Source organism: Microbacterium sp. No. 7 (assembly GCF_001314225.1).
Classification (GTDB): Bacteria; Actinomycetota; Actinomycetes; order Actinomycetales; family Microbacteriaceae; genus Microbacterium.
On sequence record NZ_CP012697.1, the window covers coordinates 1307574 to 1333203 of the forward strand.

Below are 25630 nucleotides of genomic sequence, written 5' to 3' on the forward strand. Positions count from 1 at the left end.
GTCCCCCTGCCGTTCCCCGGACGGCCACGTCCTCTTCCCCCTGGCTTCCCCTCGGCTTCGCCCCCTCCGCGCCCTAGAGTGGCACCGTGGCGCAGAGCATCTACCTCACCTCGACCGAGGGACTGACCGGGAAGTCGACCGTCGTGCTGGGCGTGATCGACGCGCTGCGTCAGGCGACGCCGCGCATCGGCGTGTTCCGCGCGATCGCCCGCTCGACCGTCGAGCCCGACTACGTGCTCGAGATGCTGCTCGGCCGCGTGGGCGTCGAGCTCACCTACGAGGAGTGCGTCGGGGTCACCTACGACGAGGTGCGCCGCGATCCGGATGCCGCCCTGTCCGACATCGTCGGCCGGTACCGCGCGGTCGAGGCGAAGTGCGACGCGGTCGTCGTCGTCGGCAGCGACTTCACCGACGTGGGCTCCGCGACCGAGTTCGGCTTCAACGCCCGCATCGCCGCGAACCTGGGCGCCCCGATGCTCGTCGTGCTGAACGGACGCGCGGCGCAGGGCGACAAGCTCGGCATCAGCGTCGCCCGCACGCCCGCGCAACTGGCCCAGATCACCGCGCAGGCGGTCACCGAGATCCACCACAACCGCGCCGAGCTGTTCGCCGTCGTCGCCAACCGCGCCGACCCCGAACGGCTCGCCGAGATCGAGGCGGCCGTGCGCGAGGTCGTCGACGACCTGCCCGCGATCGACGGCCATCGCGAGACCGCGGTCGACGTGTGGACGATCCCCGAGGACGTCTCCCTCGTCGCCCCGTCGGTGCGCGACATCATGCGCGCCGTCGACGGGCACCTGATCCACGGCGACGAGGACCTGCTCTCGCGCGAGGCGCTCGACGCCGTCGTGTCGGGCATGTCGCTCAACAACGTGCTGGTGCGGCTGCGGGAGGGCGCGGTCGTCGTGGTCGCCGCCGACCGCACCGAGGTGCTGCTCGGGCTGCTCCTCGCCAACCAGGCGGGCACGTTCCCGAAGATCTCGGGGATCGTGCTCAACGGGCCCTTCGCCCTCCCCGAGCCCGTCGAGCGGCTCATGGACGGCCTCCGCTCGCCGCTGCCGATCGTGCAGACCGACCTCGGCACCTATGACACGGCCGTGCGCATCATGGGCACGCGGGGGCGGCTGACCGCGGGATCGCAGCGCCGCATCGACACCGCCGCGGCCCTGTTCGAGAAGCACGTCGACGCCGCGGCCCTGCGCCGCGACCTCGGCCTCGCGCACACGGCCGTCGTCACGCCGCTCATGTTCGAGCACCGGCTCATGGAGCGGGCGCGCGCCGACCGCAAGCACATCGTGCTGCCCGAGGGCAAGGACGACCGCGTGCTGCGCGCCGCCGCGACCGTGCTCGCCCGCGGCATCGCCGACATCACGATCCTCGGCGAGGAGGCGGAGGTGCGCGGCCGCGCCGCAGAGCTCGGCATCGACCTCGGCGCCGCGCGTGTGCTGAGCCCGTTCCACCCCGCCCTCGTCGAGCGGTTCGCGCAGGAGTACGCGCACATCCGCGCGCACCGCGGCATGACGGTCGCGCAGGCGGCCGACGCCGTCACCGACGTGTCGTACTTCGGCACGATGATGGTGCACCTGGGCCTCGCCGACGGCATGGTCTCGGGCGCCGCGCACACGACCGCGCACACGATCCGGCCCGGGTTCGAGATCATCAAGACGGCTCCGGGCGTCTCCGTCGTCTCCAGCGTGTTCCTCATGGCGCTCGCCGACCGCGTGCTCGTCTACGGCGACTGCGCCGTCATCCCCGCGCCCACGGCCGAGCAGCTCGCCGACATCGCGATCTCCTCGGCGCGCACCGCGACGGGCTTCGGCATCGAGCCGCGCGTCGCGATGCTCTCGTACTCGACGGGGGAGTCGGGCTCGGGCGCCGACGTCGACAAGGTGCGCGCCGCGACGGCGCTCGTGCGCGAGCGGGCGCCGGAGCTGCTCGTCGAGGGCCCGATCCAGTACGACGCCGCGACCGACCCCGACGTCGCGCGGGCCAAGATGCCCGGCTCGCCCGTCGCGGGCCGCGCGACGGTGTTCATCTTCCCCGACCTCAACACGGGCAACAACACCTACAAGGCGGTGCAGCGCTCGGCCGGCGCCGTCGCGATGGGGCCCGTGCTGCAGGGCCTCGGCAAGCCGATCAACGACCTGTCGCGGGGCGCCCTGGTCGCCGACATCGTCAACACGATCGCCATCACCGCGATCCAAGCGCAGCAGCAGGAGGCATCGTCGTGAGCATCGTCCTGGTCATCAACAGCGGGTCGTCGTCGTTCAAGTATCAGCTGGTCGACGTGGATGCCGGCCGTGCCCTCGCGGCGGGCCTCGTCGAGCGCATCGGCCAGGCCGAGGGCGTGGCCCGCCACACCGTGTCGTTCCACGGCCCCGGCGTCGCCGCCACGAAGGCCGAGTACACGCGCGAGCTGCCGATCCCCGACCACACGACGGGCTTCGGCATCATGCTGCAGGCGTTCGCCGAGCACGGCCCGTCGCTGCGCGAGGCCGCGCCCGTCGCCGTCGGGCACCGCGTCGTGCAGGGCGGCTCGCGGTTCGTCGAGCCGACACTCATCACCGCCGAGGTCGAGAGCCTCGTCGAGGAGCTGGCGCCCCTCGCCCCGCTGCACAACCCCGGCGGGCTGGAAGGCATCCGCGCGGCCCGCGCGGCCTTCCCCGACCTGCCGCACGTGGCGGTGTTCGACACCGCGTTCCACCAGACCATGCCGCCCGCGGCGTACACCTACGCGCTCGACCGCGAGGTCGCGCAGCGCCACCGCATCCGCAAGTACGGCTTCCACGGCACGTCGCACGCCTTCGTGAGCGCGGCCGCCGCGGCGTTCCTCGGGCGGCCCGTGGAGGAGCTGAGGCAGATCGTCGCGCACCTCGGCAACGGCGCCTCCGTGACCGCCGTCGACGGCGGTCGCTCGGTGGACACCTCGATGGGGCTCACGCCGCTGCAGGGCCTCGTGATGGGCACGCGCACGGGCGACATCGACCCGTCGGTGCTGCTCGTGCTCGCCGAGCGCGACGGCCTCACGCCCGCGCAGCTCGACGAGCTGCTGAACAAGCGCTCGGGGCTGCTCGGCCTCGCGGGCGCGAGCGACATGCGCGACATCGACGCGCGACGCCGTGCGGGCGACGAGGCCGCGACGCTCGCGTTCGACGTCTACATCCATCGCCTGCGCGCCTATCTCGGCGCCTACCTGGCCCAGCTCGGCGGTGCCGACGTCATCTCGTTCACGGCCGGCGTCGGCGAGAACTCGGCCGTCGTGCGGGCCGCCGCGGTCGAGACGCTGGGCTTCGCGGGCGTGCGCCTCGACGCCGCGCGCAACGAGGCGCGGGGGCACGGCATCCGCGTCATCTCGACCGACGACTCGCCCGTCACGGTGCTCGTCGTGCCGACGAACGAGGAGCTCGAGATCGCCCGCCAGACATTGGGGCTCACGCGCGGCTGATCGCGCGGTTACGCTGTGATTGTGGATGCGGTGGAACTGCCCGAGCTGACGGCCTACGACGCCGTGCTCTTCGACCTCGACGGCGTGCTCACGCCCACCGCCGACGTGCACATGCACGCGTGGCGGTCGATGTTCACCGAGCTGTTCGACGAGTGGGGGATCACCCCGCCCTACACCGACGACGACTACTTCACGTGGCTCGACGGCAAGAAGCGCTACGACGGCGTCGCGAGCCTGCTGCGCTCGCGCGACGTTGAGGTGCCGTGGGGGGACCCGTCCGACGGCCCCGACGCCGACACCGTGTGCGGCATCGGCAATCGCAAGAACGCGGTGTTCGAACGGGTGCTGCACGGCGACGGCATCGCGCCGTATCCCGGGTCGCTCGCGCTCGTGCAGAGGCTGCGCGCCGCGAACGTGCCGATCGGGGTCGTGTCGAGCTCGAAGAACGCCGACGAGGTGCTGCGCACGGCCGGTCTGCGCGAGCTGTTCCCGGTGCTCGTCGACGGCACCGTCGCCGAGCAGGAGGGCCTGCCGTCGAAGCCCGCGCCCGACATGTTCGCCCGTGCCGCGCAGCTGCTCGGCGTCGATCCCGCCCGCAGCGTCGCCGTCGAGGACGCCCACTCGGGCGTGCAGTCGGCCGCGGCGGCGGGCTACGGGCTCGTCGTCGGCGTCGACCGCGGCGCGGGGGCCGAGCTGCTGCTGCGCAGCGGCGCGCACCTCGTCGTCGACGATCTGTCCGCGTTCGTCTGATCCCGTTCTCGCCCGACCCCGCTCCCGCCTGATACGTTTCTCGTCCGATCCGTCGTCCGCCGACTCCGTCGGCCGTCCCGTCCGCACCGACGAACCTCGTCCGCCTCTCGCCGAAAGGCCTCCTCATGATCGATCGTGATCGCTTTCCCGTCGACCCCTGGCGCCTCGTCGAGACCTCGGTCTCGCTCGACGACATCGGCGTGAGCGAGACGCTGTTCGCGCTGGGCAACGGCTACCTGGGGCTGCGCGGGAACCATCCCGAGGGGCGCTTCGCCCACGAGCACGGCACGTTCGTCAACGGGCTGCACGAGGTGTTCCCCATCCGCCACGCCGAGCAGGCCTACGGGTTCGCCGAGGTGGGCCAGACGATCGTCAACGCGCCCGACGCCAAGGTCATGCGGGTCTACGTCGACGACGAGCCGCTCTCGTTCGACATCGCCGACATCCGCGAGTACGAGCGCGTGCTCGACTTCCGCACGGGCGTGCTCACGCGGCGGCTGCGGTGGGCGACGCCGAGCGGCAAGAGCGTGCTCATCACGGCCGAGCGGATGGTCTCGTTCGAGGAGAAGCACGTCGCGGTCCTGCGCCTCACCGTGACGGTCGAGGACGCCGACGCCCCCGTCACGATCGACTGCCAGCTGCTCAACCGCCAGGACGGCGAGGACGTCTACGGCGGCGCGCCCACGCCCGCGAGCGGCAAGATCAAGGCCGGTTTCGACCCGCGCCGCGCGGAGCGCATCGCCGATCGGGTGCTGCAGCCGCAGGAGTACTGGCAGGACGGGCTGCGATCCGCGCTCGCCTACCGGGTCACCTCGTCGGGCATGACGCTCGCGGTCGTCGCCGACCACATCGTCGACACCGCCAACGAGTTCTCGGCGCGCAGCCTCGTCGAGCCCGACATCGCCAAGAACGTGTTCCGCGTGCAGGCGAAGGCGGGCGTGCCCGTCACGGTCACCAAGCTCGTCAGCTACCACACCTCGCGCGGCGTCCCCGCGCGCGAGCTCGTCGACCGGGGGCGCCGCACGCTCGACCGCGTCGCCGCGGAGGGCGTCGACGAGCAGTTCCGCCGCCAGGCCGCGTGGTGCGCCGCGTTCTGGAAGCGCTCGGACGTCGTGATCGAGGGACGGGACGACCTGCAGCAGGCCGTGCGCTGGTGCCTGTGGCAGCTCGCCCAGGCCGCGTCGCGCGCCGACGGCCTGGGCGTCCCGGCCAAGGGCGTGAGCGGATCGGGATACAGCGGCCACTACTTCTGGGACACCGAGATCTACGTGCTGCCGTTCCTCATGTACACGTCGCCGCAGTGGGCGCGCAACGCGCTGCGCATGCGGTACCTCATGCTGCCCGCCGGCCGCAAGCGCGCGGCGCAGCTCAACGAGGCCGGCACGCTCTTCCCGTGGCGCACCATCAACGGCGAGGAGGCCTCGGCCTACTACGCGGCGGGCACGGCGCAATACCACATCAACGCCGACGTGAGCTTCGCCGTCGGCAAGTACGTGCGGGCGACGGGCGACGAGGACTTCCTGCGCCGCGAGGGCGTCGACATCCTCGTCGAGACCGCGCGGCTGTGGACGACGCTCGGGTTCTGGCGCTTCACCGAGACCGGCGACCCCGAGTCGTTCCACATCCACGGCGTGACGGGCCCCGACGAGTACACCACGGTCGTCAACGACAACCTGTTCACCAACGTCATGGCCCGCTACAACCTGCGTCTCGCGGCGCGGGTCGTGCACGAGCTGGCCGAGGAGGGCGGCGAGGACTACCGCCTGCTCGTCGACCGGCTCGGCCTCGACCCCGCGGAGCCCGCGACCTGGGAGGAGGCCGCGTCGGCGATGCACATCCCGTACAGCGAGACGCTCGGCATCCACCCGCAGGACGCCGTGTTCCTCTCGCGCGAGGTGTGGGACCTGGAGAACACCCCGAAGGAGCAGCGCCCGCTGCTGCTGCACTTCCACCCGCTCGTGATCTACCGGTACCAGGTGCTCAAGCAGGCCGACGTCGTGCTCGCGCTGTTCCTGCAGGGCAACCACTTCACGCCCGACGAGAAGCTCGCCGACTTCGAGTACTACGACCCGCTGACGACGGGCGACTCGACGCTCTCGGCGGTCGTGCAGTCGATCCTCGCCGCCGAGGTCGGCTACCAGGACCTCGCGCTGGAGTACTTCCGCGAGTCGCTGTTCGTCGACCTCGGCGACCTGCACCACAACGCGGCCGACGGCGTGCACGTCGCGTCGGCGGGCGGGGTGTGGACGGCGCTCGTGTGCGGCTTCGGCGGCATGCGCGACCACTTCGGCGACCTGTCGTTCGACCCGCGGCTGCCCGAGAGCTGGCCGTCGCTGTCGTTCCCGCTGCTGTGGCGCGGCACGCCGCTGCAGGTGACCGTGACGCGCGACGCGCTCACCGTCGCCGCCGGCGCGGGCGACGCCGTCGACTTCTCGGTGCGCGGCCGCCCGCACACGGTCGCGGGCGGGGAGACGGTCGTCGTGCCGCTCGCCGGCCAGGGGCCGCTGCGCCCGGGCCGGCCGACGTGGCGGCGGTTCGACGAGACGGTGCGCGAGGACGGCACGCTGCTGTCGGCGTCGGTGCCCACCGCGACGGTGTCGACGGCGACGGGCACCATCCCGATCGTCGACGGCGTGGGGGCGGCGCCCGTCGTGGAGGAGGCGTCGCCGACGCTCGACGTCACGTAATCGACATCACGTGATGTAGGGAGCGATCTGCTCCGCGACGGGACGCAGCTGCGCGAGCAGGACGCCGGGCTCCGTCACGCGGTGACGCGGCCCGGCGAACACGATCGCCCCGGCGATCGATCCGCCGTGGTCGCGGACGGGCATCGCCAGGCACCCCGAGCGGTCGTCGACGCGGCGGATCGCGCCGACCGTCTCCAGCTCGCGCGCGGCCGCGCGGGCCGCGGGGCCGTCGTCGCCCGCGGCGACGAGCAGGAGCCTGCCCACCGCGTACTGCTCCGGCTCGCGCGAGAGGCGCACCGGATCGCTCAGCGGGAAGTCGGGGTCCTCGTCGAGGACGTGCACGCGGCCGCCCGCGAAGCCCGCCACGTGCACGCCGCCGCGCACCGCCGCCCGGGCGTCGGCGATGAGCCGGCGCGCCGCCGTCGGCATCCGCTGCGGGGCCACGGCCGCGGCGAGCTGCGCCACCTTCGCGCCCAGCGCGAACCCCGACAGGTCGGGCGTGCGCACCAGGTACTCGTCCTCGACGAGGAGGTTCAGCAGGCGGTAGGTCGTGGCGCGCGGCAGCTGGAGAGCGGCCGAGAGCTCGCGCGCCGTGACCCCCGCGCCGAGCTCCGCCACCGCTTCGAGCACCGTGAGCGCGCTGTGGATGGCGCGCGGCTGCCGCGCCGTGAGCGCGGGCACCGGGCGGGCGAGCCCGTCGTCAGCCATCCCGGTGGCGGTCGTCGTGGGGCGACCCCTCCTGCGCGATCCCGCCGAGCACCGACTCGATGACGGGCTCGTCGTACACGCCGATCGTCCCGACCGCCGCCGATCGCCGGCGCCAGACGATCGCGATCGCGGCGACCGCCGCCACGCCCGCCGCCACCCACACCGCCGGGCTCCCCGACCCCAGGTCCACGACGGCGAAGGCGATGACCGCCCCGGCGAGCGCGACCGCGCACCCGATGGCGACGACGGCGGAGCCCAGCGTGGACTCGCCGATCCGCCGGAGGAAGACGGGCGCCGCGACGCAGACGAGCGCGTAGGAGACGATGTAGCCGAACCCGCCCACCACGATCGTCAGGTGCATCGCCGTGCGCAGGTCGAGCCCCGAGAGGATCAGCCCGAGCGGCACGCCGATGATGACCGGGAGGGTCAGCGCGACGGCTCCGATCGGGGTGCCGAACCGGCGGTGCGTCCGCCCGGCGAACGCGGGCAGCACGCCGTCGCGCCCCATCGTGAACAGCACGCGGGTGAGCGCGGTCGTCGAGCCGATCGCGCACGCCAGGAACGACGCGGCGATGCCGAGGTCGGCCACGATCGCCCAGCCGCCGAGCCCGTAGGCGTCCGCGAGGTCGTTGACCGGCGACGAGCTCTCGGCGAACGAGACGCCGATGGCGTCGAACCCGGCGACCTGCGCCGCCGCGGCGAGCAGGTAGAGCAGCGCCGAGACCACGACGGTCCAGCGGATCGCCCGCGGCACCGTGCGCAGCGGCGTGCGCGCCTCGACGCCCAGCGTCGCCGCGGACTCGAAGCCGACGTATGCCGTGAGCGCGATGAGCGCGCCGGCCGCGACGGTGAGGGGCGAGTCGTCCGAGGACGGGAGCAGCAGCGTGAGGTCGATCGGCCCGATCCGCAGGAGCAGCACGACCAGGAGCGTAGCGATGAGCACGACCGAGACCGCCTCGACGATCAGCGCGAGCCGCGACGACAGCCGGATGCCGCGGACGAGCACGAGGACCAGCAGGGCCCCTTCGACGACGAGCACCGCGGCGACGCCGGCGGGCCCGCGGGGCGCGCCGGGCCAGAACGCGCCGAGCAGCAGCGTCGTGTAGTGGGCGCCGCCGAGCAGGGCGAACATCGCGATCGCGGCGTAGCCGACGACGACCGCGGCGCCCGCCGACAGGCCCGCCCCCGTGCCGAGCCCGCGCGCCACGTAGGTGTAGAGGGCTCCCGCGGCGGCGAACCGGCGCGCGAACTGCGAGACCGTGCGGGCCACGAGCAGGCTCAGCACGCCGGCGACGAGGATCGAGGCGACCGTCACGGTCGGGGACAGCCCGGCGACGAGCAGCGCGACGGTCGTCGCGGCGGCCGCGGGCGCGACCGCGGCGACCGACTGCGCGAAGACGTCGAAGAAGCCGACGCTGCGCCGGTCGAGCCCGTGCAAGGGCGACGTGGCCTCGAAGCCCCGCACCGGCTGCGGGCTGCGGATCGCGCGCTCCAGTGCCGTCATCGCCGCCTCCTCGTCTCGGGCGCGACGTTACCCGCGCGCGGTTGCCCTGCCGCGGCACGGGTGTTACCGGACGGTTTCCGTCAAATGAGACACCCCGACGGGGTCCTCCCGTTCGGGTGCTCAGGGGTTTCACGGCCCCGAGACGGAGGGGCAATCCCGCCGCGCGAGACTGGCGCCCATCCGCTCCTCGACCGTTCTCAGGAGGCATTCCCATGACCAAGCTCGAGTCACCGGGCGTCGAGGCGTCCGCCAAGCGGGTGCTGTCCGGCTCGCTCGGGGCCACCGCGATCGTCTTCATGGTGGTCGCGGCCGCGTCGCCGCTGACCGTGATCGGCGGCGCCGCGCCCCTCGGCATCCTGCTCGGAAACGGCGTCGGCTTCCCGGCGCTGTACGCCATCAGCGCCGTCGTCCTGCTGCTGTTCGCCGTCGGCCTCGCCGCGATGTCGCGGCACATCCCGCGGCCGGGCGCGTTCTTCACCTACGTCGGCTACGGCCTCGGCCGCTCGACCGGTCTCGCGGCCGCGTGGGTCGCGATGCTCACCTACACGACGATCCAGGTCTCCGTGTACGGGTACATCGGGTTCATCCTCAGCTACACCCTGGAGACCTACACCGGCGTCGCCGTCGCGTGGTGGGTGTTCTCGCTGCTGACGATCGGGCTCGTCGGCATCCTCGGCTACCGGCACATCGACCTGTCCAGCAAGGTGCTCGGCGTGCTGCTGGTCGCGGAGGTCGGCATCGTCGCGGTGCTCGTCGCCGTCGTCGTCTTCACCGGCGGCGCCGAGGGGCTCAGCCTGGCGACGTTCGAGCCGGGCAACGTCGTGAGCGGCTCGCCCGGCGTCGGCCTCATGTTCGCGATCGCCGCGTTCATCGGCTTCGAGGCGACGGCGATCTTCCGCGACGAGGCGCGCGATCCCGACCGGACCATCCCCCGGGCGACCTACATGGCGGTCATCGGCATCGGCCTGTTCTACACCGTCGCGTCGTGGGGCCTGGTGATGGCGTGGGGGCCCGGCAGCGTCGTCGACGAGGCCGCGGCCGACCCCGGCAGCCTGATCCTCCGCACGATGTCGACCTATCTGGGCGCGACGGGCGAGATCGTCACGAACGTGCTGCTGATCACCTCGATGTTCGCGTGCGTGCTGTCGTTCCACAACGTCGTCACCCGCTATCAGCACTCCATGGCCTCGGCGGGCACCCTTCCCGACCGGCTCGCCTCGGTGCACCACGCGCACCTCTCGCCGCACGTGTCGTCGCTCGTGCAGACCGGCACGGCCGCGGTGCTGATCGTCGTGTTCGCCCTGCTGGGCCTCGACCCCGTGCTCGCCGTCTTCACGTGGTTCGCCGGCGTCGCGACGCTCGCCATCGCGCTGCTCATGGCCCTCACCTCGGTCGCGGTCATCGTGTACTTCGCCAGGAACCGGAAGGACACGCGCGTCTGGAACACTTTCGTCGCACCGGGGCTGGGCTTTCTCGGCCTGATCACCTCGGCGGCGCTGATCACCGCCTATTTCCCGATCATGGTGGGCGACGTGGATGCCGAGGGCGATCCCGTCTTCGGCGGGCTCAGCTGGTTCCTGCTGGCGCTCATCGTGGTGTTCCCCGTCATCGGGTACGTCCAGGCGGCCTGGATCAGGACGCGCCGCCCCGCCGCCTACGCCAAGCTCACCGACGCGATCGCCGGCTGAACCGGCATCCGCACCCATCCCCACCGCAGGAGGACCCCATGACCATCACCGCCGCAGGACCGACCGCCTACGCCGCGCCGCCGGCGCCCGGCCACCCGCTGTCGTCGCTGACCGCCGCCGAGCTGGAGGCCGTGCGCGCCGTCGTGCTCGCGCTGCCGACGACGAGCGAGACCGTCCGCTTCGCGTACGTCGGGCTCGAGGAGCCCGAGAAGGGCGCCGTGCTCGCCTGGGAGCGGGGCGGAGCGCTGCCCGAGCGCATCGCGCGCGTGCAGCTGCTCGACCTGCGGACGACGCGATCGAGCGACCTGCTGATCTCGGTGCCGACGGGCGACGTGCTGTCGGAGGTCGTGCTCGACGGCACGGCCGGCCAGCTGCCGATCCTCGACGCCGAGTTCGAGGAGGTCGGGGCGATCGCGAACGCCGACGCCGGGTGGGTCGCCGCGCTCGCGGCGCGCGGCCTGACCGTCGACGACGTCGTGCTCGTCCCGCTGTCGGCCGGCAACTACGGGCATCCGGCGGAGGAGGGCAGGCGCATCCTCCGCACCTTCGCCTTCCAGCAGCTCTTCCCGGCCGATCACCCGTGGGCGCACCCGGTCGACGGTCTCACCGCCTACATCGACGTCGCGGCACGCGCCGTCATCGAGATCGTCGACACCCCCGGGTTCGCCATCCCGCAGACCAGCGGCAACTTCGACGACCCCGAGGTGCAGGGCCCGCCGCTGGAGGGGCTGAGGCCGATCGTCATCACGCAGCCCGAGGGCTCGAGCCTCACGGTCGACGACGAGCGCGTCACGTGGGGCGACTGGGATCTGCGCATCGGCTTCGACACGCGGGAGGGCCTGATCCTGCGCCAGCTGGCCTTCAAGGGACGGCCGGTCATGTACCGCGGCTCGATCAGCGAGATGGTCGTGCCGTACGCCGACCCCGCGCCCAACCGCTTCTGGCAGAACTACTTCGACACGGGCGAGTACCTCTTCGGCCGCTACACGAACGAGCTCGAGCTGGGCTGCGACTGCGTCGGCGACATCACCTACGTCGACGTGACCCTCGCCGACGAGCTGGGGATGCCGCGCACCGTGCGCAACGGCGTGTGCATGCACGAGGAGGACTTCGGCTCGCTCTGGAAGCACACCGACCTCTTCACCGGGTCGGCCGAGGTGCGACGCCAGCGGCGGCTGGTCATCTCGTTCTTCACGACCGTCGGCAACTACGACTACGGCTTCTTCTGGTACCTCTACCTCGACGGCACCATCGAGTGCGAGGCGAAGCTCACCGGCATCCTGTTCACGTCGTCGTATCCAGGCGAGGACCACCCCTTCGCCTCGCAGGTCGCGCCGGGACTCGGGGCGCCGTACCACCAGCACCTGTTCTCGGCGCGGCTCGACATGACCGTCGACGGCGTCGCGAACGTCGTCAACGAGATCGACGCCGTGCGGCTGCCGGTCTCCGAGACGAACCCGTACGGCAACGCGTTCACGAAGAGCGTGACGCCCATCACGAGCGAGAAGGCGTCGGGCCGCCTCGCCGACGGCGCCCGCAACCGCGTGTGGCAGATCGCATCGACCGAGAAGACGACCTCGATGGGACAGCCGACGTCCTACGTGCTGTTCCCCACCGAGACGCCGGTGCTGCTCGCCGACGACGCGTCGTCGATCGCGTCGCGCGCCGCCTTCGCGACGAAGAGCCTCTTCGTGACGAAGTACGATCCGGCGGAGCGCTACGCGGCGGGCGACTTCGTCAACCAGCATCCCGGGGGCGCCGGCATCCCCGCGTTCATCGAGGGCGACGAGCCGCTCGTGGGCGAGGACGTCGTGCTGTGGCACACGTTCGGCCTGACGCACTTCCCGCGCAACGAGGACTGGCCCGTCATGCCGATGGACTACGCGAAGTTCACGCTCAAGCCGTACAACTTCTTCGACCGCAGTCCCGTGCTGAACGTGCCGGCGCCCGCGTCGGCGCACTGCGCGACGGGGCGTGCGGCCGGTGCGGACGGACCGACGGGCGGGCACGACCACGGTTCTCACGACCATGGTCACGGCTCTCACGACCACGGTCACCACCGCTGAGCCGTGCTGCTGCATCTGCTCGCGCTCGTGCCGGCCGCGATCGGCGTGTGCTGTCTCGCACTCGATCGCCGGCCGGCGCGGGCCGGCGAGCTCGTCGCCGGCGTCGCGATGCTCGCGGCGATGATCGACGCGGCGGTGACGGGCCTCGTCGCCGCCGTGTGGTGGGCCGCGCTGCTCGTGGCCGGGGCGCTCGCGCTGTCGGCCGTCCGGGGCCGTCGCCGCAGCGCCGCCGCGGCGATGCCGGGCGCCGCGGCCATGACGATGCACGCGGCGACGGGGATGATCGCGATGGCGGCGCTCATGATCGGCATGCCCGCGGCGGGGGCGCTCGAGGTCGCCGGGCACTCCCACGGCCACGGCGCCCCCGCGATCGGCACGGCGGGAGCGCTGCTCGGGGCCTCCTACGTCGTGGCGTCGGCCGTGCTCGCCGCGCGCACGCGCGTCGCCCTCGACCGCGCGCAGTACGGCGCGATGGCCGCCTCGGTCGGGCTCATGTCGCTCGCGCTCGTCGCGTGAGCGCCGGGAATGCCGATGTCGGCGGTGCGCCGTAGTCTGTCAGGGTGACCACCGCACTGTACCGACGCTATCGTCCCGAGACCTTCGGCGAGATGATCGGGCAGGCCCAGGTGACCGAGCCGCTGATGGCGGCGCTGCGCGGCGACCGCGTCGGGCACGCCTACCTGTTCTCGGGCCCGCGCGGGTGCGGCAAGACGACGTCGGCCCGCATCCTCGCGCGCTGCCTCAACTGCGCCGCAGGCCCCACCGACACGCCGTGCGGCACGTGCGACAGCTGCGTCGAGCTCAGCCGCGGCGGCGGGGGGTCGCTCGACGTCGTCGAGATCGACGCCGCGAGCCACAACGGCGTCGACGACGCACGCGACCTGCGCGAGCGCGCCGTGTTCGCGCCCGCGCGCGACCGGTTCAAGATCTTCATCCTCGACGAGGCGCACATGGTCACGGCGCAGGGCTTCAACGCGCTGCTCAAGCTCGTCGAGGAGCCGCCGCCGCACGTCAAGTTCATCTTCGCGACGACGGAGCCCGACAAGGTGCTCGGCACGATCCGCTCGCGCACGCACCACTATCCGTTCCGCCTGGTCGCGCCCGCCGCCATGCTCGCCTACGTCGAGCAGCTGTGCGAGACCGAGGGCGTGCGCGTCGAGCCGGGCGTGCTGCCGCTCGTCGTGCGGGCGGGGGGCGGGTCGCCGCGCGACACGCTCTCGCTGCTCGACCAGCTCATGGCCGGGTCGGCCGACGGCGTCGTCTCGTACGAGCGCTCCGTCGCACTGCTCGGGTACACCCACGCCGAGCTGCTCGACGAGGTCGTCGACGCGTTCGCGACCGGCGACGCGGGCGCCGCGTTCGCCGCGACCGACCGCGTCGTGCAGACGGGGCAGGACCCGCGCCGTTTCGTCGACGACCTGCTCGAGCGGCTGCGCGACCTCATCGTGATCGCCGCGACCGGCGCGGGGGCGTCGGCCGTGCTGCGCGGCATCCCCGCCGACGAGCTGGAGCGCATGGCCGGCCAGGCCGCGGTCTTCGGCGCCGAGCGGCTCTCGCGCATCGCCGACCTCGTGGTCGGCGCCCTCGACGACATGACCGGGGCGACCTCGCCGCGGCTGCAGCTCGAGCTGCTCATCGCGCGCGTGCTCGCGCACGGGGGAGCGGTCGCGGGCTCGGCGCCGGCGGTGGCGACCGCGCCGCCGCCCGCCGCGGTCGCGCCGCCGGCACCGGCGGCGAGCCCCGTCGCACCGCCCTCCGTCCCCGCGCCGGAGGCCCCGGCGGCCGCGCGCCCGGCGACCGCCCCGGCGGCGCAACCCGCTGCGCCCGCGGCGGCGCCCCCCGCCGCGGTGCCTCCTGCGGCGGTGCCGCCTGTCGCGCCGCCTGCGGCCGAGACGCCGTCCGCCGCCGCGCCGCCGGCATCCGTCCCGCCCGTTCCCGCGGGACCCGTGACGCTGGAGCGCGTGCGCGAGGCGTGGCCGCTCATCCTCGCGCGCCTCGAATCGGTGAGCCGGCCGTCGTGGATGCTCGCGACCGTCGCCCGCGCGGTGGCCTATTCGCCCGGCGACGTGCTGACGCTCGCCTTCGGCAGCGCCTCCGACGTCGCCTCGTTCAAGAAGCTCGCCGCCGGCCAGGGGCCGAGCGCCGATCTGCGCGCCGCGATCGCCGCCGAGCTCGGCGTGCAGGTCAAGTTCCTCGCCCGGCACGAGCCCGGCCCGCCGCCCGGCGGCGCGCCCTCCGACGACGGGCAGCCCGGCGCTCCGCGCGGCGGAGCCGTCTCGCCCGGTGCCGTCCCACCCGGTGCCGTTGCTCCCGGCCCCGTTCCTCCCGGTGCCGTCGCTCCCGGCGCTCCGGCGGCCGGTGCCGTCCCGCCCAGCGACCTGCCGCCGTACGAGCCCCCGCCCGACGAGCCCCCGCCCGACGACGGCTACGCACCGCCGGAGGACCCCTGGGACTCGGCACCGCCGCCCCCGCCGCAGGCATCCCCGTCGTCTCCGCCGCGCTCGGCTTCTCAGAGCTCGGCTTCCCAGGACTCGGCTCCCCGGCCCTCGGCGTCGTCGTCGCGGCCCGGACCGTCCGCGGGCGGCCCGGCGGCGAGCACCGTCGCGGCCCCCGTCACCGAGTGGGCGGTCGCCGCGATCCCGCAGAGCGAACCCGGCGCGTCGGCCGCGCCCTCGACCGGGCTCGCCGTCGACGACGAGCCCGAGGACGCGGAGGCCCCTCCGCCGTCCGCCCTCGTGCGCGAGCGCGAGGCCCTGCGCGACGGCGCGGTCATCGCCGCCGCCGTCCGCGACGAGGCCGACGATGACGATGACGACGACGAGGATGACGACGACGCGCTCGCGCCCCCGGCCGACGCCCCCCTCCCGCCGCGCATCGCGCCCGTCGTGCAGGCGCCCCGGGCGCCCCGCGCGTCGGGCATCGAGCGCGTCGGCGAGGCCGTCGTGCGCCAGATGCTCGGTGCCACGTTCGTGCGCGAAGAGCCCTACAACGCCCCCACGAGGTTCAGCTAGCCCATGTACGACGGCATCGTCCAGGATCTCATCGACGAGTTCGGCCGGCTTCCGGGCATCGGCCCGAAGTCGGCGCAGCGGATCACCTTCCACATCCTGCAGACCCCCACGTTCGACGTGTCGCGCCTTGCCCAGCTGCTCGGCGAGCTGCGCGAGCGCGTGCGGTTCTGCGACGTGTGCGGCAACGTCTCCGAGCAGCAGCGCTGCGCCATCTGTCGCGACCCGCGACGCGACGAGACGCTCATCTGCGTCGTCGAGGACGCCAAGGACGTCGCCGCGATCGAGCGCACCCGCGAGTTCCGCGGGCTCTACCACGTGCTGGGCGGCGCGATCAGCCCGATCGCCGGCATCGGGCCCGACGACCTGCGCATCGCACAGCTGCTGCAGCGCCTGGCCGACGGCACGGTGCAGGAGGTCATCCTCGCGACCAACCCCAATCTGGAGGGCGAGGCGACCGCGACGTATCTCACGCGCATGCTGCGCACGCTGGAGATCAGCGTGACGCGCCTCGCCTCGGGCCTGCCCGTGGGCGGCGACCTGGAGTACGCCGACGAGGTGACGCTCGGCCGCGCCTTCGAGGGACGCCGCCGGGTGTGAGCGGCGTCGCGACCGCGGTCTCGGGCCGCGCCTGGACCCTGTACGCCCTCATGGGCGTGCTGTGGGGCATGCCCTACCTCTTCATCAAGGAGGCCGTCGAGACCTTCTCGCCCGCCGCCGTCGTGGCCGGCCGCACGCTGCTGGGCGCCGTCGTGCTGCTGCCGTTCGCGCTGCGGGCGCGGGCGCTGCGCCCCGCGCTGCGCGTGTGGCCGTGGGTCGCCGCGTTCGCCGCCGTCGAGATGGCCGGCCCGTTCCTGCTGCTCAGCCACGCCGAGCAGACCATCCCGTCGGGACTCACCGGCCTGCTCGTGGCGACCGTGCCGCTGTTCGCCGCGGTCATCGCGGTGCTGCGCGGCGACCGCAGCATGCTGCGACCGCTGCGCATCGCCGGGCTCCTCATCGGCTTCGGGGGCGTGGCCGTCATCGTCGTCGGGCACGGGCTCGCCGCCGACGGGCCCGGTGCCCTCCTCGCGATCGGCGAGGTGCTGCTCGTCGCCCTCTGCTACGCGATCGCCCCGTTCATCGTCAGCGCCCGGCTGCAGAACGTGCCGTCGCTCGGCGCGGTGACGCTCGCGCTCATCGGCGTGGGCGTCGCCTATCTGCCGATCGCCCTGATCTTGCCGCAGCAGGCCCCCACGCTGCGCAGCAGCGCCGCGCTCGCCGCCCTCGGCATCCTGTGCACGGCGCTCGCGTTCATCGGCTTCTTCGCGCTCATCGCCGAGGTCGGGCCCGCGCGGGCGCCCCTGTTCACCTACGTCAACCCCGTCGTGGCGATCGCGCTCGGCGCCCTGCTGCTGGGCGAGAGCGTGACGCCGGGCCTGCTCGTCGGCTTCCCGCTCGTCGTCGCCGGGTGCTGGCTGGCCGCGACGGGCGGCCGGCGCCGCGCGCCCGTGCCGTGAGCGTGCGCCCGCCGCACCGCGACGGCGGCGCGGGCGTCGCATGGCCGGAGCCGCATGCTGCGCCGCATAAAATAGTCCGTCGGGCGTCGCATCCGCGCGCCCCCGGCCCGTGGCATCCCCGTCCACGGCCCCTCACTACCCGGGAGTTGCGACAGTGGCGCTGATCGTCCAGAAGTACGGCGGGTCGTCCGTCGCCGACGCCGAGAGCATCAAGCGGGTCGCCAAGCGCATCGTCGACACCCGCCGCGCGGGGCACGACGTCGTCGTCGCGGTCAGCGCGATGGGCGACACGACCGACGAGCTGCTCGACCTGGCATCCGAGGTCGCGCCGATCCCCGCGCCCCGCGAGCTCGACATGCTGCTCTCCAGCGGCGAGCGCATCTCGATGGCGCTGCTCGCGATGGCGATCTACTCGATGGGCTTCGAGGCGCGCTCGTTCACGGGAAGCCAGGCGGGCATGCTCACGACCGCCGACCACGGTCACGCGCGCATCGTCGACGTGACGCCCGTGCGCCTGCGCGAGGCGCTCGACGAGGGCGCCATCGTCATCGTCGCCGGCTTCCAGGGCTTCAACCGCGACACGCGCGACATCACGACGCTGGGCCGCGGCGGCTCCGACACGACCGCCGTCGCCCTCGCGGCGGCGCTCGACGCGGACGTCTGCGAGATCTACAGCGACGTCGACGGCATCTTCACGGCCGACCCGCGCGTCGTGCCGCGCGCCCGCAAGCTCGACGTGATCTCGGCCGAGGAGATGCTCGAGCTCGCGGCCAACGGAGCCAAGGTCCTCTACATCCGCGCGGTCGAGTACGCGCGGCGACACGGTGTCATGATCAACGCCCGCTCGACGTTCAGCTCCGGTCAGGGCACGTTCGTGCTCGGTCCGGGCATGTCGGTGCCGGAGCGGGCGAAGGGAGAAGAGATGGAAGAGCCGATCGTCGCGGGAGTCGCGACCGACCTCGGACAGGCCAAGATCACGGTCATCGGGGTCCCCGATGTGCCGGGCAAGGCGGCGGAGATCTTCAAGATCGTCGCGAAGTCGGGCGCGAACGTCGACATGATCGTGCAGAACTCGTCGGCCGCGGCGACGAGCCGCACCGACATCTCGTTCACGCTGCCCAAGGGCGACGCGTCCACGGCGCTGCGGGCGCTCGCGAACGAGCAGGCCGACGTCGGTTTCGAGAACCTCGTGCACGACGACCAGATCGGCAAGCTGTCGGTCGTCGGCGCCGGCATGCGCACCCACTCCGGCGTGTCGGCGACGCTCTTCGAGGCGCTGTCGACCGCCGGCATCAACATCGAGATGATCTCGACGTCGGAGATCCGCATCTCCGTGGTCGTCCGCGGCGACGACCTCGCCGAGGCGGCGCGCGTCGTGCACAACGCCTACGGACTGGACGGCGACGGCGATGCCGTCGTCTACGCCGGCACCGGGCGCTGATCCGGGCGCGTCCCGGCCATGACCTCCGGCCCGGGGCGCAGGCGCCGCCGTGCACGGGCGGGCACGCGCGTGCTCGCCGTGGTCGTCGGCGTGCTCGCGGTCGCCCTCGTCGTCGCGGCGGGCGCACTGATCCTGCGGTGGCCGGCGGCCGCCGATCGCGGCGCCGCGCCCGCGCCCGGCGTCTCCCGGCCCGCGACGCCGACCGTCGCGCCGTCGCCCACGCCGACGCCGACGCCGACGCTGTCGCCTGCCGAGCAGCTGCTCGCGCAGACCGCCGATCCCGGCGCGTGCGCGGTGTCGTTCGCGGGGGAGGGGATCGACCTGCCGCCCGTGCTCGAGCAGACCGGGCGGCTCTTCGCGCACCTGCCGATCCCGCAGCGCGACGGCGCCGTGTTCGCGGGCTGGTATCCGACGCCGGCCGATGCCGAGGCGACGCCGATCCCGCAGCGCGTCAACGGCGCCGACCTCGTCGCGTGCGACGACCGCCGGCTGCTGCTGCACGGCGCGTGGAAGAGCCCCGACGAGGTGCGGGCGGAGGACGCCGGCATCCCCGTCCTGATGTACCACCAGTTCACGACGCGGCCCGAGGGCGAGGACGACTGGCTGCGGGCGAACCACGTGTACATCGGCGACTGGGAGGAGCACATCGCCTACATCGCCGAGCAGCGGTTCTATCTGCCGACGTGGCCCGAGCTCGACGCCTTCATCGACGGCCGGCTGTGGCTGCCCGAACACTCGGTGATCGTCACCGACGACGACGCGGATGCCACGTGGCAGGACCTCGCGGTGCCGATCGTCGACCGCTACGGCGTGCTCGCCACCTCGTTCGCGATCACGATCGACGGGCTGAGGCCGCCGTCGCCGTATGTGCTGCAGAGATCGCACACGCACGACATGCACTCCGCCGGCGAGAACGGCAAGGGGCGGATGGTGAACTGGACGCCCGAGCAGATCGCCGCCGACCTGGAGCAGTCGGCGGCCGTGCTGGGCGGTGCGAAAGAGGTCGTCGCCTACCCGTTCGGGCACTACGACGACCGGACGAAGCAGGGCGTCGCGCTCGCGGGCTTCGCGCTCGGCCGCACGACCGAGCAGGGCTACGTGCGCATCGGCACCGACAAGCTCGCGCTGCCGTGCATCCGCATCAACTTCGGCATGACGGTCGGCGACCTCGCCGACCTCATCGGCTGAGGGGGCCGCGCTCCGTCCGTGCCGTTCGCGAGTGCCACCCCCCCCGTGCTCAAGGAGCACCCGCGGAGCCGGGTAGAATCGGCGCATCCCCTGACGATTCCGAGGTACCGCTATGACCCGCATCTCCGATTCCGGACTCTCCGTCGCCGTCGTCGGCGCCACCGGCCAAGTGGGGACGGTCATGCGCGAGATCCTGATCGAGCGCGGCTTCCCCGTGCGCGAGCTGCGGCTGTTCTCCACCGCGCGCAGCGCCGGCCGGTCGATCGAGTTCGCCGGCCACGACGTCATCGTCGAGGACGTCGCGACGGCCGACCCGTCGGGCATCGACATCGCCCTCTTCTCCGCCGGCGCGACCGGGTCGCGCGCGCACGCCCCGCGGTTCGCCGAGGCGGGCGCTGTCGTCATCGACAACTCCAGCGCGTGGCGCATGGACCCCGACGTGCCGCTCGTCGTCGCCGAGGTCAACCCGCACGCCGCCGTGAACCCGCCCAAGGGCATCATCGCCAACCCCAACTGCACGACCATGGCCGCGATGCCTGTGCTCAAGCCGCTCGACACCGAGGCCGGCCTCGTGCGCCTCGTCGTCGCGACCTACCAGGCCGTCTCGGGCTCCGGTCTCGCCGGCGCCCAGGAGCTGCTCGGCCAGGCCGAGGCCGTCATCGCGCAGGGCAACGCCATCGACCTCGTGCACGACGGCTCGGCCGTCGACTTCCCGCAGCCCGAGAAGTACGTCGCGCCGATCGCCTTCGACGTCGTGCCGCTCGCGGGCAGCCTCGTCGACGACGGGCTGAACGAGACCGACGAGGAGAAGAAGCTGCGCAACGAGAGCCGCAAGATCCTCGAGCTCCCCGACCTGCGCGTCGCCGGGACGTGCGTGCGCGTGCCCGTCTTCACGGGCCACTCGCTGTCGATCCACGCCGAGTTCGCGCGCGACATCACGCCCGAGCGCGCGCGAGAGATCCTGGCATCCGCCCCCGGCGTCGTGCTCGAAGAGGTGCCCACGCCGCTGCAGGCGGCGGGCAAGGACCCGAGCTACGTCGGGCGCATCCGCGCCGACCAGTCGGCGCCCGAGGGCAAGGGCCTCGTGCTGTTCGTCTCGAACGACAACCTGCGCAAGGGGGCCGCGCTCAACACCGTGCAGCTCGCCGAGCTCGTCGCCGAGCGCCTGGGCGTGGACGCCTGAGCGGCGGCAATAGGATGAAGCATGTGAACGAAACGGTCGACGTCGTCCTCATCGGCGGGGGCATCATGAGCGCCACGCTCGGGACCCTTCTCAAGCAGCTGCAGCCCGACTGGAAGATCGTCGTCTACGAGCGCCTGTCGGAGGCCGCGCAGGAGTCGTCGAACGCGTGGAACAACGCCGGCACCGGCCACGCGGCGCTGTGCGAGCTCAACTACATGCCCGCCGGGGCAGACGGCTCGGTCGACCCCGCCAAGGCGATCTCGATCAACGAGCAGTTCCAGCAGAGCCGCCAGTTCTGGTCGTCGCTCGTGCAGCGCGGCGTGCTCGACGAGCCGTCGACCTTCATCAACGCGACCCCGCACATGACGTTCGTGCGGGGCGAGAAGGACGTCGCCTACCTCAAGCGCCGCTACGAGGCGCTCAAGGACCAGCCGCTGTTCTCCGGCATCGAGTACTCCGAGGACTCCCGCGTCATCAACCAGTGGGCGCCGCTGCTCATGCAGAAGCGCCGCGCGGGCGAGGCCTTCGCCGCGACGCGCGTGCCCGCGGGCACCGACGTCGACTTCGGCGCCCTCACCCGGCAGATGCTCCGCCACCTGCAGGAGGGCGGCGTCGACGTCGTCGTCAACCACGAGGTGCGGGGCCTCAAGAAGCGCCCGGACGGCACGTGGAAGGTCTCGTACCGCAACGCGCTGGGCCGCACGCCGGGCAGCGTCAACGCCCGCTTCGTGTTCGTCGGCGCCGGCGGCTGGGCGATCAAGCTGCTGCAGAGCTCGGGCATCCCCGAGATCAAGGGCTACGGCGTGTTCCCGATCGGCGGCCAGTGGCTCAAGACCGACAACCCCGCGCTCGTCGCGCAGCACCGGGCCAAGGTGTACTCGCAGGCCTCGGTCGGCGCCCCGCCCATGTCGGTGCCGCACCTCGACACGCGCGTCGTCGACGGCAAGGCCTCGCTGCTGTTCGGCCCGTTCGCGACCTTCAGCCCCAAGTTCCTCAAGACGGGCTCCAACTGGGACATCGTCAGCCAGGTGCGCTTCTCGAACATCTTCAGCATGCTCAAGGTCGGCGCGACCAACCTCGACCTGGTCAAGTACCTCGTCAGCGAGCTCGCCAAGAACCACCGCAAGAAGGTCGACAGCCTGCGCGACTTCATGCCGACGGCGAAGGACGAGGACTGGGAGCTGCTGAACGCCGGCCAGCGCGCGCAGGTGATGAAGGGCGGCAAGCTGCAGTTCGGCACCGAGGTCGTCGCCTCGGCCGACGGGTCGATCGCGGGCCTGCTGGGCGCCTCGCCGGGCGCCTCCACGGCCGTGTCGATCATGCTGAACCTCGTGAAGACGTGCTTCCCCGACCGCATCGCGCAGTGGGAGCCGACGCTGCGAGAGCTCATCCCGAGCTACGGCGCCGACCTCAACCCCGACCCGAAGGCGGCATCCGACTCGCTGCACGCCACCGCCGAGACGCTGTCGATCACGGCGTGACCCGCGCCGCGCGCCCCTAGGCCGGCCCATGGCCAAGCTCTACTTCCGCTACGGGGCGATGAACTCGGGCAAGTCGACGGCGCTGCTGCAGGCGGCCTACAACTACGAGGAGCGCGGCCAGCACGTGCTGCTGGCGAAGCCCCAGATCGACACGAAGGGCGCCGAGAACATCTCCAGCAGGCTGGGGGTCTCGCGGCGCGCCGACCTGGTCATCGGCCCCGACGACGACGTGCGCGAGCAGTTCGCGCACCATCGGGCGCTCATGCAGGCGCGCGCCGAGACCGCGCTCATCCCCGAGTCGATCGCGACGGGCGAGCGTCCCGACGTCGCATGCTTCCTCATCGACGAGGCGCAGTTCCTGTCGGCGCGGCAGGTCGACGACCTGCTGCGCATCGCGGTGCTCGACGGCATCCCCGTGCTCGCCTACGGCATCCGCACCGACTTCCAGACCCGCGCCTTTCCCGGCTCCGCGCGCCTGCTCGAGCTCGCGCACAGCCTGGAGGAGCTCAAGACGATCTGCCGATGCGGGCGCAAGGCGCTCTTCAACGCGCGGCTGGTCGGCGGCCGGTTCGTCTTCGAGGGCGACCAGGTCGTCATCGACGAGCTGTCGCTCGACCGCGTGACCTACGAGTCGATGTGCCCCGAGTGCTATCTGCGCGAATCGGGCGGCCGGCTGCAGTGAGCCGGCGCGATAGGGTTGTGGACTCCAGACGTCGTCCGATGCGATCAGAGGGGATGCCGATGGTCCAGCGCCAGCTGCCCAAGCCCGCCGAGCTCATGCAGCTCATGCAGTTCAGGAGGCCGCAGTTCGACGGCGTCGCCCGGCGGCTCGATCGGGCGCTGACGATCGCCGACCTGCGTGCGATCGCGAAGCGCCGCACGCCCAAGGCCGCGTTCGACTACACCGACGGTGCCGCGGAGGGCGAGGTGTCGCTCGCGCGGGCCCGGCAGGCGTTCGTCGACATCGAGCTGCACCCCGACATCCTGCGGCCCGCGCTCAGCGTCGACACGTCGTGCGAGATCCTCGGCGGGCGCTCGGCGCTGCCGTTCGGCATCGCGCCGACCGGCTTCACGCGGCTCATGCAGACCGAGGGCGAGGTCGCCGGTGCCGGGGCGGCCGGCGCCGCCGGCATCCCGTTCACGCTCTCCACGCTCGGCACGACCTCGATCGAGGACGTGCGGGCCGCCAACCCGTACGGGCGCAACTGGTTCCAGCTGTACGTCATGCGCGACCGCGACATCTCCTACGGGCTGGTGGAGCGGGCGGCGGCGGCCGGGTTCGACACGCTGATGTTCACGGTCGACACCCCGGTGGCCGGTGCGCGGCTGCGCGACAAGCGCAACGGTTTCTCGATCCCGCCGCAGCTGACCCTCGGCACGGTGCTGGACGCGCTCCCGCGGCCGTGGTGGTGGTACGACCTGCTCACCACGCCCACGCTGGAGTTCGCGTCGCTGTCGTCGACGGGAGGCACCGTGGGCGAGCTCATCGACTCCGCGATGGACCCGACCATCAGCTACGACGACCTCGCCGTGGTGCGGGAGATGTGGCCCGGGAAGCTCGTCGTCAAGGGCGTGCAGAACGTGACCGACGCGGTGCGGCTGGTCGAGCGGGGCGTGGACGGCATCGTGCTGTCCAACCACGGCGGACGCCAGCTCGACCGGGCGCCCGTGCCGTTCCACCTGCTCCCGCAGGTCGTGCGCGAGGTGGGGCGCGACGCGGTCGTCATGATCGACACCGGCATCATGAACGGCGCCGACATCGTGGCATCCGTCGCGCTCGGCGCGAAGTTCACCCTCATCGGCCGCGCGTACCTCTACGGGCTCATGGCCGGCGGGCGCCGGGGCGTGGACCGTACGATCGAGATCCTCCGCACCGAGATCGAGCGCACGATGAAGCTCCTCGGCGTCTCCTCGCTCGACGAGCTGGAGCCCCGCCACGTCACCCAGCTGCGCGCCCTGACCCCCTACACGCCGAGTCAATCCTCCCTCGCCGAGTCAATGCTCCTTTCGCGCGCGCCGGAGGTTGACTCGGCGAGAAGGGATTGACTCGATCAGGGTGCTTTTCCGGCCCGGGTCTCAGAGGGTGGGGATCAGCCCGTCGAGATAGGCGGCGGTGTCCTCCCAGCCCTCGACGGCGTGGCAGGCCACGCCCATCGCGAGGACCGGGTAGTCGTTGCCGTGCTCGTCGAGGCGGTCGCCGACGAAGAGCATGTCGTCGAGCGGGATGCCGGTCTGCTCGGCGAGCTGCCGCATGCCGTAGGCCTTGTCGATGCCGCGGCGGGTGATGTCGACCGACGTCGAGCCGCCCGAGCGCACCTCGAGGTCGGGGAGGCGTGCCGCCACCGCGTCGCGCAGCGTGTTCTTCCTCTCGCCCGTCGGGTCCCACGCCGACTTCTCGGCGACGGGAGCGGCCTGGCCGAGCGCGGAGAACGTGATCTGCGAGCCGCGGTCCTCGAGGATGTCGCCCCACGTGCGGCTCTCCCAGAGGCCGAGCCGCCGCGCCTCCTCCTCGACGGCCGTCAGCGCTCGCCGCTTCTCGTCGTCGGTGAGCGGGTGCGCGTAGACGGTCTGCAGCTCGCCCCCGGCGATGCGGTAGTACTGCGTGCCGCACGTGGGCAGCAGATGGATGTTCGCGACCGCGTCGGATGCCGGAAGCCGGTCGACGACCTGCGTGCGGAACTGCTGCAGCTGCCCGCCCGAGATGATCGCGACCTGCACGCGCTCGGCGAGCGCGATCAGCAGCTCTCCCATGCGCGGGTCGATCGCGGTCTTCGACGGTGCGAGCGTGTCGTCGAGATCGAAGGCGACGAGACGAATCGGCATGACGAGCCCCCCGGTGTCGTGCAGTGCAGTTGTCGTGCGAAGGGCTCCACCTCTCAGTGGAGCCCTGTGTGAGTCGGGGTGACAGGATTTGAACCTGCGGCCTCTTCGTCCCGAACGAAGCGCGCTACCAAGCTGCGCCACACCCCGTGGCAACCCTCC

Annotated in this window: 19 protein-coding genes and 1 tRNA gene; 16 read left to right on the forward strand and 4 right to left on the reverse strand. The window is 72.6% G+C overall.

Features of this window, described 5'->3' with window-relative positions:
* Window positions 1-86: 86 nt before the first annotated feature.
* The 4 genes from pta (at window position 87) to AOA12_RS05780 (ending at window position 6882) form a co-directional block, all read left to right on the forward strand.
* The gene (pta, locus tag AOA12_RS05765) at window positions 87-2231 is read left to right on the forward strand and encodes a phosphate acetyltransferase (RefSeq protein WP_054681056.1); all 2145 of its coding nucleotides are present in this window, start codon (window positions 87-89) and stop codon (window positions 2229-2231) included.
* Window positions 2228-3445 carry an acetate/propionate family kinase gene (locus AOA12_RS05770; protein WP_054681057.1) on the forward strand — a complete coding sequence of 406 codons (1218 nt, stop codon included), beginning with the start codon at window positions 2228-2230 and terminating at the stop codon, window positions 3443-3445. Before pta ends, AOA12_RS05770 begins: the two co-directional genes overlap by 4 nt.
* A 21-nt stretch (window positions 3446-3466) precedes the next feature.
* Window positions 3467-4195 carry an HAD family hydrolase gene (locus AOA12_RS05775; RefSeq protein ID WP_054681058.1) on the forward strand — a complete coding sequence of 243 codons (729 nt, stop codon included), beginning with the start codon at window positions 3467-3469 and terminating at the stop codon, window positions 4193-4195.
* Between the two features lie 125 nt (window positions 4196-4320).
* Window positions 4321-6882: a glycoside hydrolase family 65 protein gene (locus AOA12_RS05780; RefSeq protein ID WP_054681059.1), complete on the forward strand. Its 2562-nt coding sequence runs from the start codon at window positions 4321-4323 to the stop codon at window positions 6880-6882.
* Window positions 6883-6888: 6 nt separating this feature from the next.
* On the opposite strand, the gene AOA12_RS05785 is transcribed toward AOA12_RS05780, so the two are convergent.
* Together AOA12_RS05785 and AOA12_RS05790 are read right to left on the reverse strand one after the other, a co-directional pair.
* Window positions 6889-7590 carry a helix-turn-helix domain-containing protein gene (locus tag AOA12_RS05785; RefSeq protein WP_054681060.1) on the reverse strand — a complete coding sequence of 234 codons (702 nt, stop codon included), beginning with the start codon at window positions 7588-7590 and terminating at the stop codon, window positions 6889-6891.
* Window positions 7583-9094 carry an APC family permease gene (locus AOA12_RS05790; protein ID WP_054681061.1) on the reverse strand — a complete coding sequence of 504 codons (1512 nt, stop codon included), beginning with the start codon at window positions 9092-9094 and terminating at the stop codon, window positions 7583-7585. Before AOA12_RS05790 ends, AOA12_RS05785 begins: the two co-directional genes overlap by 8 nt.
* Window positions 9095-9306: 212 nt before the next feature.
* Here AOA12_RS05790 and AOA12_RS05795 point away from each other — a divergent pair, with 212 nt between their 5' ends.
* The 12 genes from AOA12_RS05795 to AOA12_RS05850 all read left to right on the forward strand — a co-directional run bounded on the left by AOA12_RS05795 (window position 9307) and on the right by AOA12_RS05850 (window position 24694).
* Complete coding sequence (locus AOA12_RS05795; protein WP_054681062.1) at window positions 9307-10782, forward strand: APC family permease; 1476 nt, start codon at window positions 9307-9309, stop codon at window positions 10780-10782.
* Window positions 10783-10820: 38 nt separating this feature from the next.
* Window positions 10821-12848, forward strand: coding sequence for a primary-amine oxidase (locus tag AOA12_RS05800; RefSeq protein ID WP_054681063.1), 2028 nt, complete (start codon window positions 10821-10823; stop codon window positions 12846-12848).
* A gap of 3 nt (window positions 12849-12851) precedes the next feature.
* Window positions 12852-13364, forward strand: coding sequence for a hypothetical protein (locus AOA12_RS05805; protein ID WP_054681064.1), 513 nt, complete (start codon window positions 12852-12854; stop codon window positions 13362-13364).
* A gap of 44 nt (window positions 13365-13408) precedes the next feature.
* Window positions 13409-15859, forward strand: a complete 2451-nt coding sequence (locus AOA12_RS05810; RefSeq protein WP_054681065.1) for a DNA polymerase III subunit gamma and tau — start codon at window positions 13409-13411, stop codon at window positions 15857-15859.
* Window positions 15860-15862: 3 nt separating this feature from the next.
* On the forward strand, window positions 15863-16456 hold the full coding sequence (gene recR / locus AOA12_RS05815) for a recombination mediator RecR (protein ID WP_054681066.1): 594 nt from the start codon (window positions 15863-15865) through the stop codon (window positions 16454-16456).
* Window positions 16453-17355 carry a DMT family transporter gene (locus AOA12_RS05820; protein ID WP_054681067.1) on the forward strand — a complete coding sequence of 301 codons (903 nt, stop codon included), beginning with the start codon at window positions 16453-16455 and terminating at the stop codon, window positions 17353-17355. The genes recR and AOA12_RS05820 overlap by 4 nt, the downstream gene beginning before the upstream one ends.
* 154 nt (window positions 17356-17509) lie before the next feature.
* A complete protein-coding gene (locus AOA12_RS05825) occupies window positions 17510-18796 on the forward strand; it encodes an aspartate kinase (RefSeq protein ID WP_054681068.1) in 1287 nt (428 codons plus the stop codon).
* An 18-nt stretch (window positions 18797-18814) separates the two neighbouring features.
* Window positions 18815-19984 carry a polysaccharide deacetylase family protein gene (locus tag AOA12_RS05830; protein WP_054681069.1) on the forward strand — a complete coding sequence of 390 codons (1170 nt, stop codon included), beginning with the start codon at window positions 18815-18817 and terminating at the stop codon, window positions 19982-19984.
* Window positions 19985-20096: 112 nt separating this feature from the next.
* Window positions 20097-21167, forward strand: coding sequence for an aspartate-semialdehyde dehydrogenase (locus tag AOA12_RS05835; RefSeq protein ID WP_054681070.1), 1071 nt, complete (start codon window positions 20097-20099; stop codon window positions 21165-21167).
* A 23-nt stretch (window positions 21168-21190) separates the two neighbouring features.
* A complete protein-coding gene (locus AOA12_RS05840) occupies window positions 21191-22648 on the forward strand; it encodes a malate:quinone oxidoreductase (protein ID WP_054681071.1) in 1458 nt (485 codons plus the stop codon).
* A gap of 28 nt (window positions 22649-22676) precedes the next feature.
* Window positions 22677-23330 carry a thymidine kinase gene (locus tag AOA12_RS05845; RefSeq protein WP_054681072.1) on the forward strand — a complete coding sequence of 218 codons (654 nt, stop codon included), beginning with the start codon at window positions 22677-22679 and terminating at the stop codon, window positions 23328-23330.
* Window positions 23331-23389: 59 nt separating this feature from the next.
* Window positions 23390-24694, forward strand: coding sequence for an alpha-hydroxy acid oxidase (locus tag AOA12_RS05850; RefSeq protein ID WP_054681073.1), 1305 nt, complete (start codon window positions 23390-23392; stop codon window positions 24692-24694).
* Window positions 24695-24724: 30 nt separating this feature from the next.
* Here the strand turns inward: AOA12_RS05850 and AOA12_RS05855 are convergent, their stop codons facing one another.
* Both AOA12_RS05855 and AOA12_RS05860 read right to left on the reverse strand, forming a co-directional pair.
* Complete coding sequence (locus AOA12_RS05855) at window positions 24725-25471, reverse strand: HAD-IIB family hydrolase (protein WP_054681074.1); 747 nt, start codon at window positions 25469-25471, stop codon at window positions 24725-24727.
* Between the two features lie 73 nt (window positions 25472-25544).
* Window positions 25545-25618 (reverse strand) — tRNA-Pro (locus AOA12_RS05860).
* Window positions 25619-25630 lie beyond the last annotated feature (12 nt).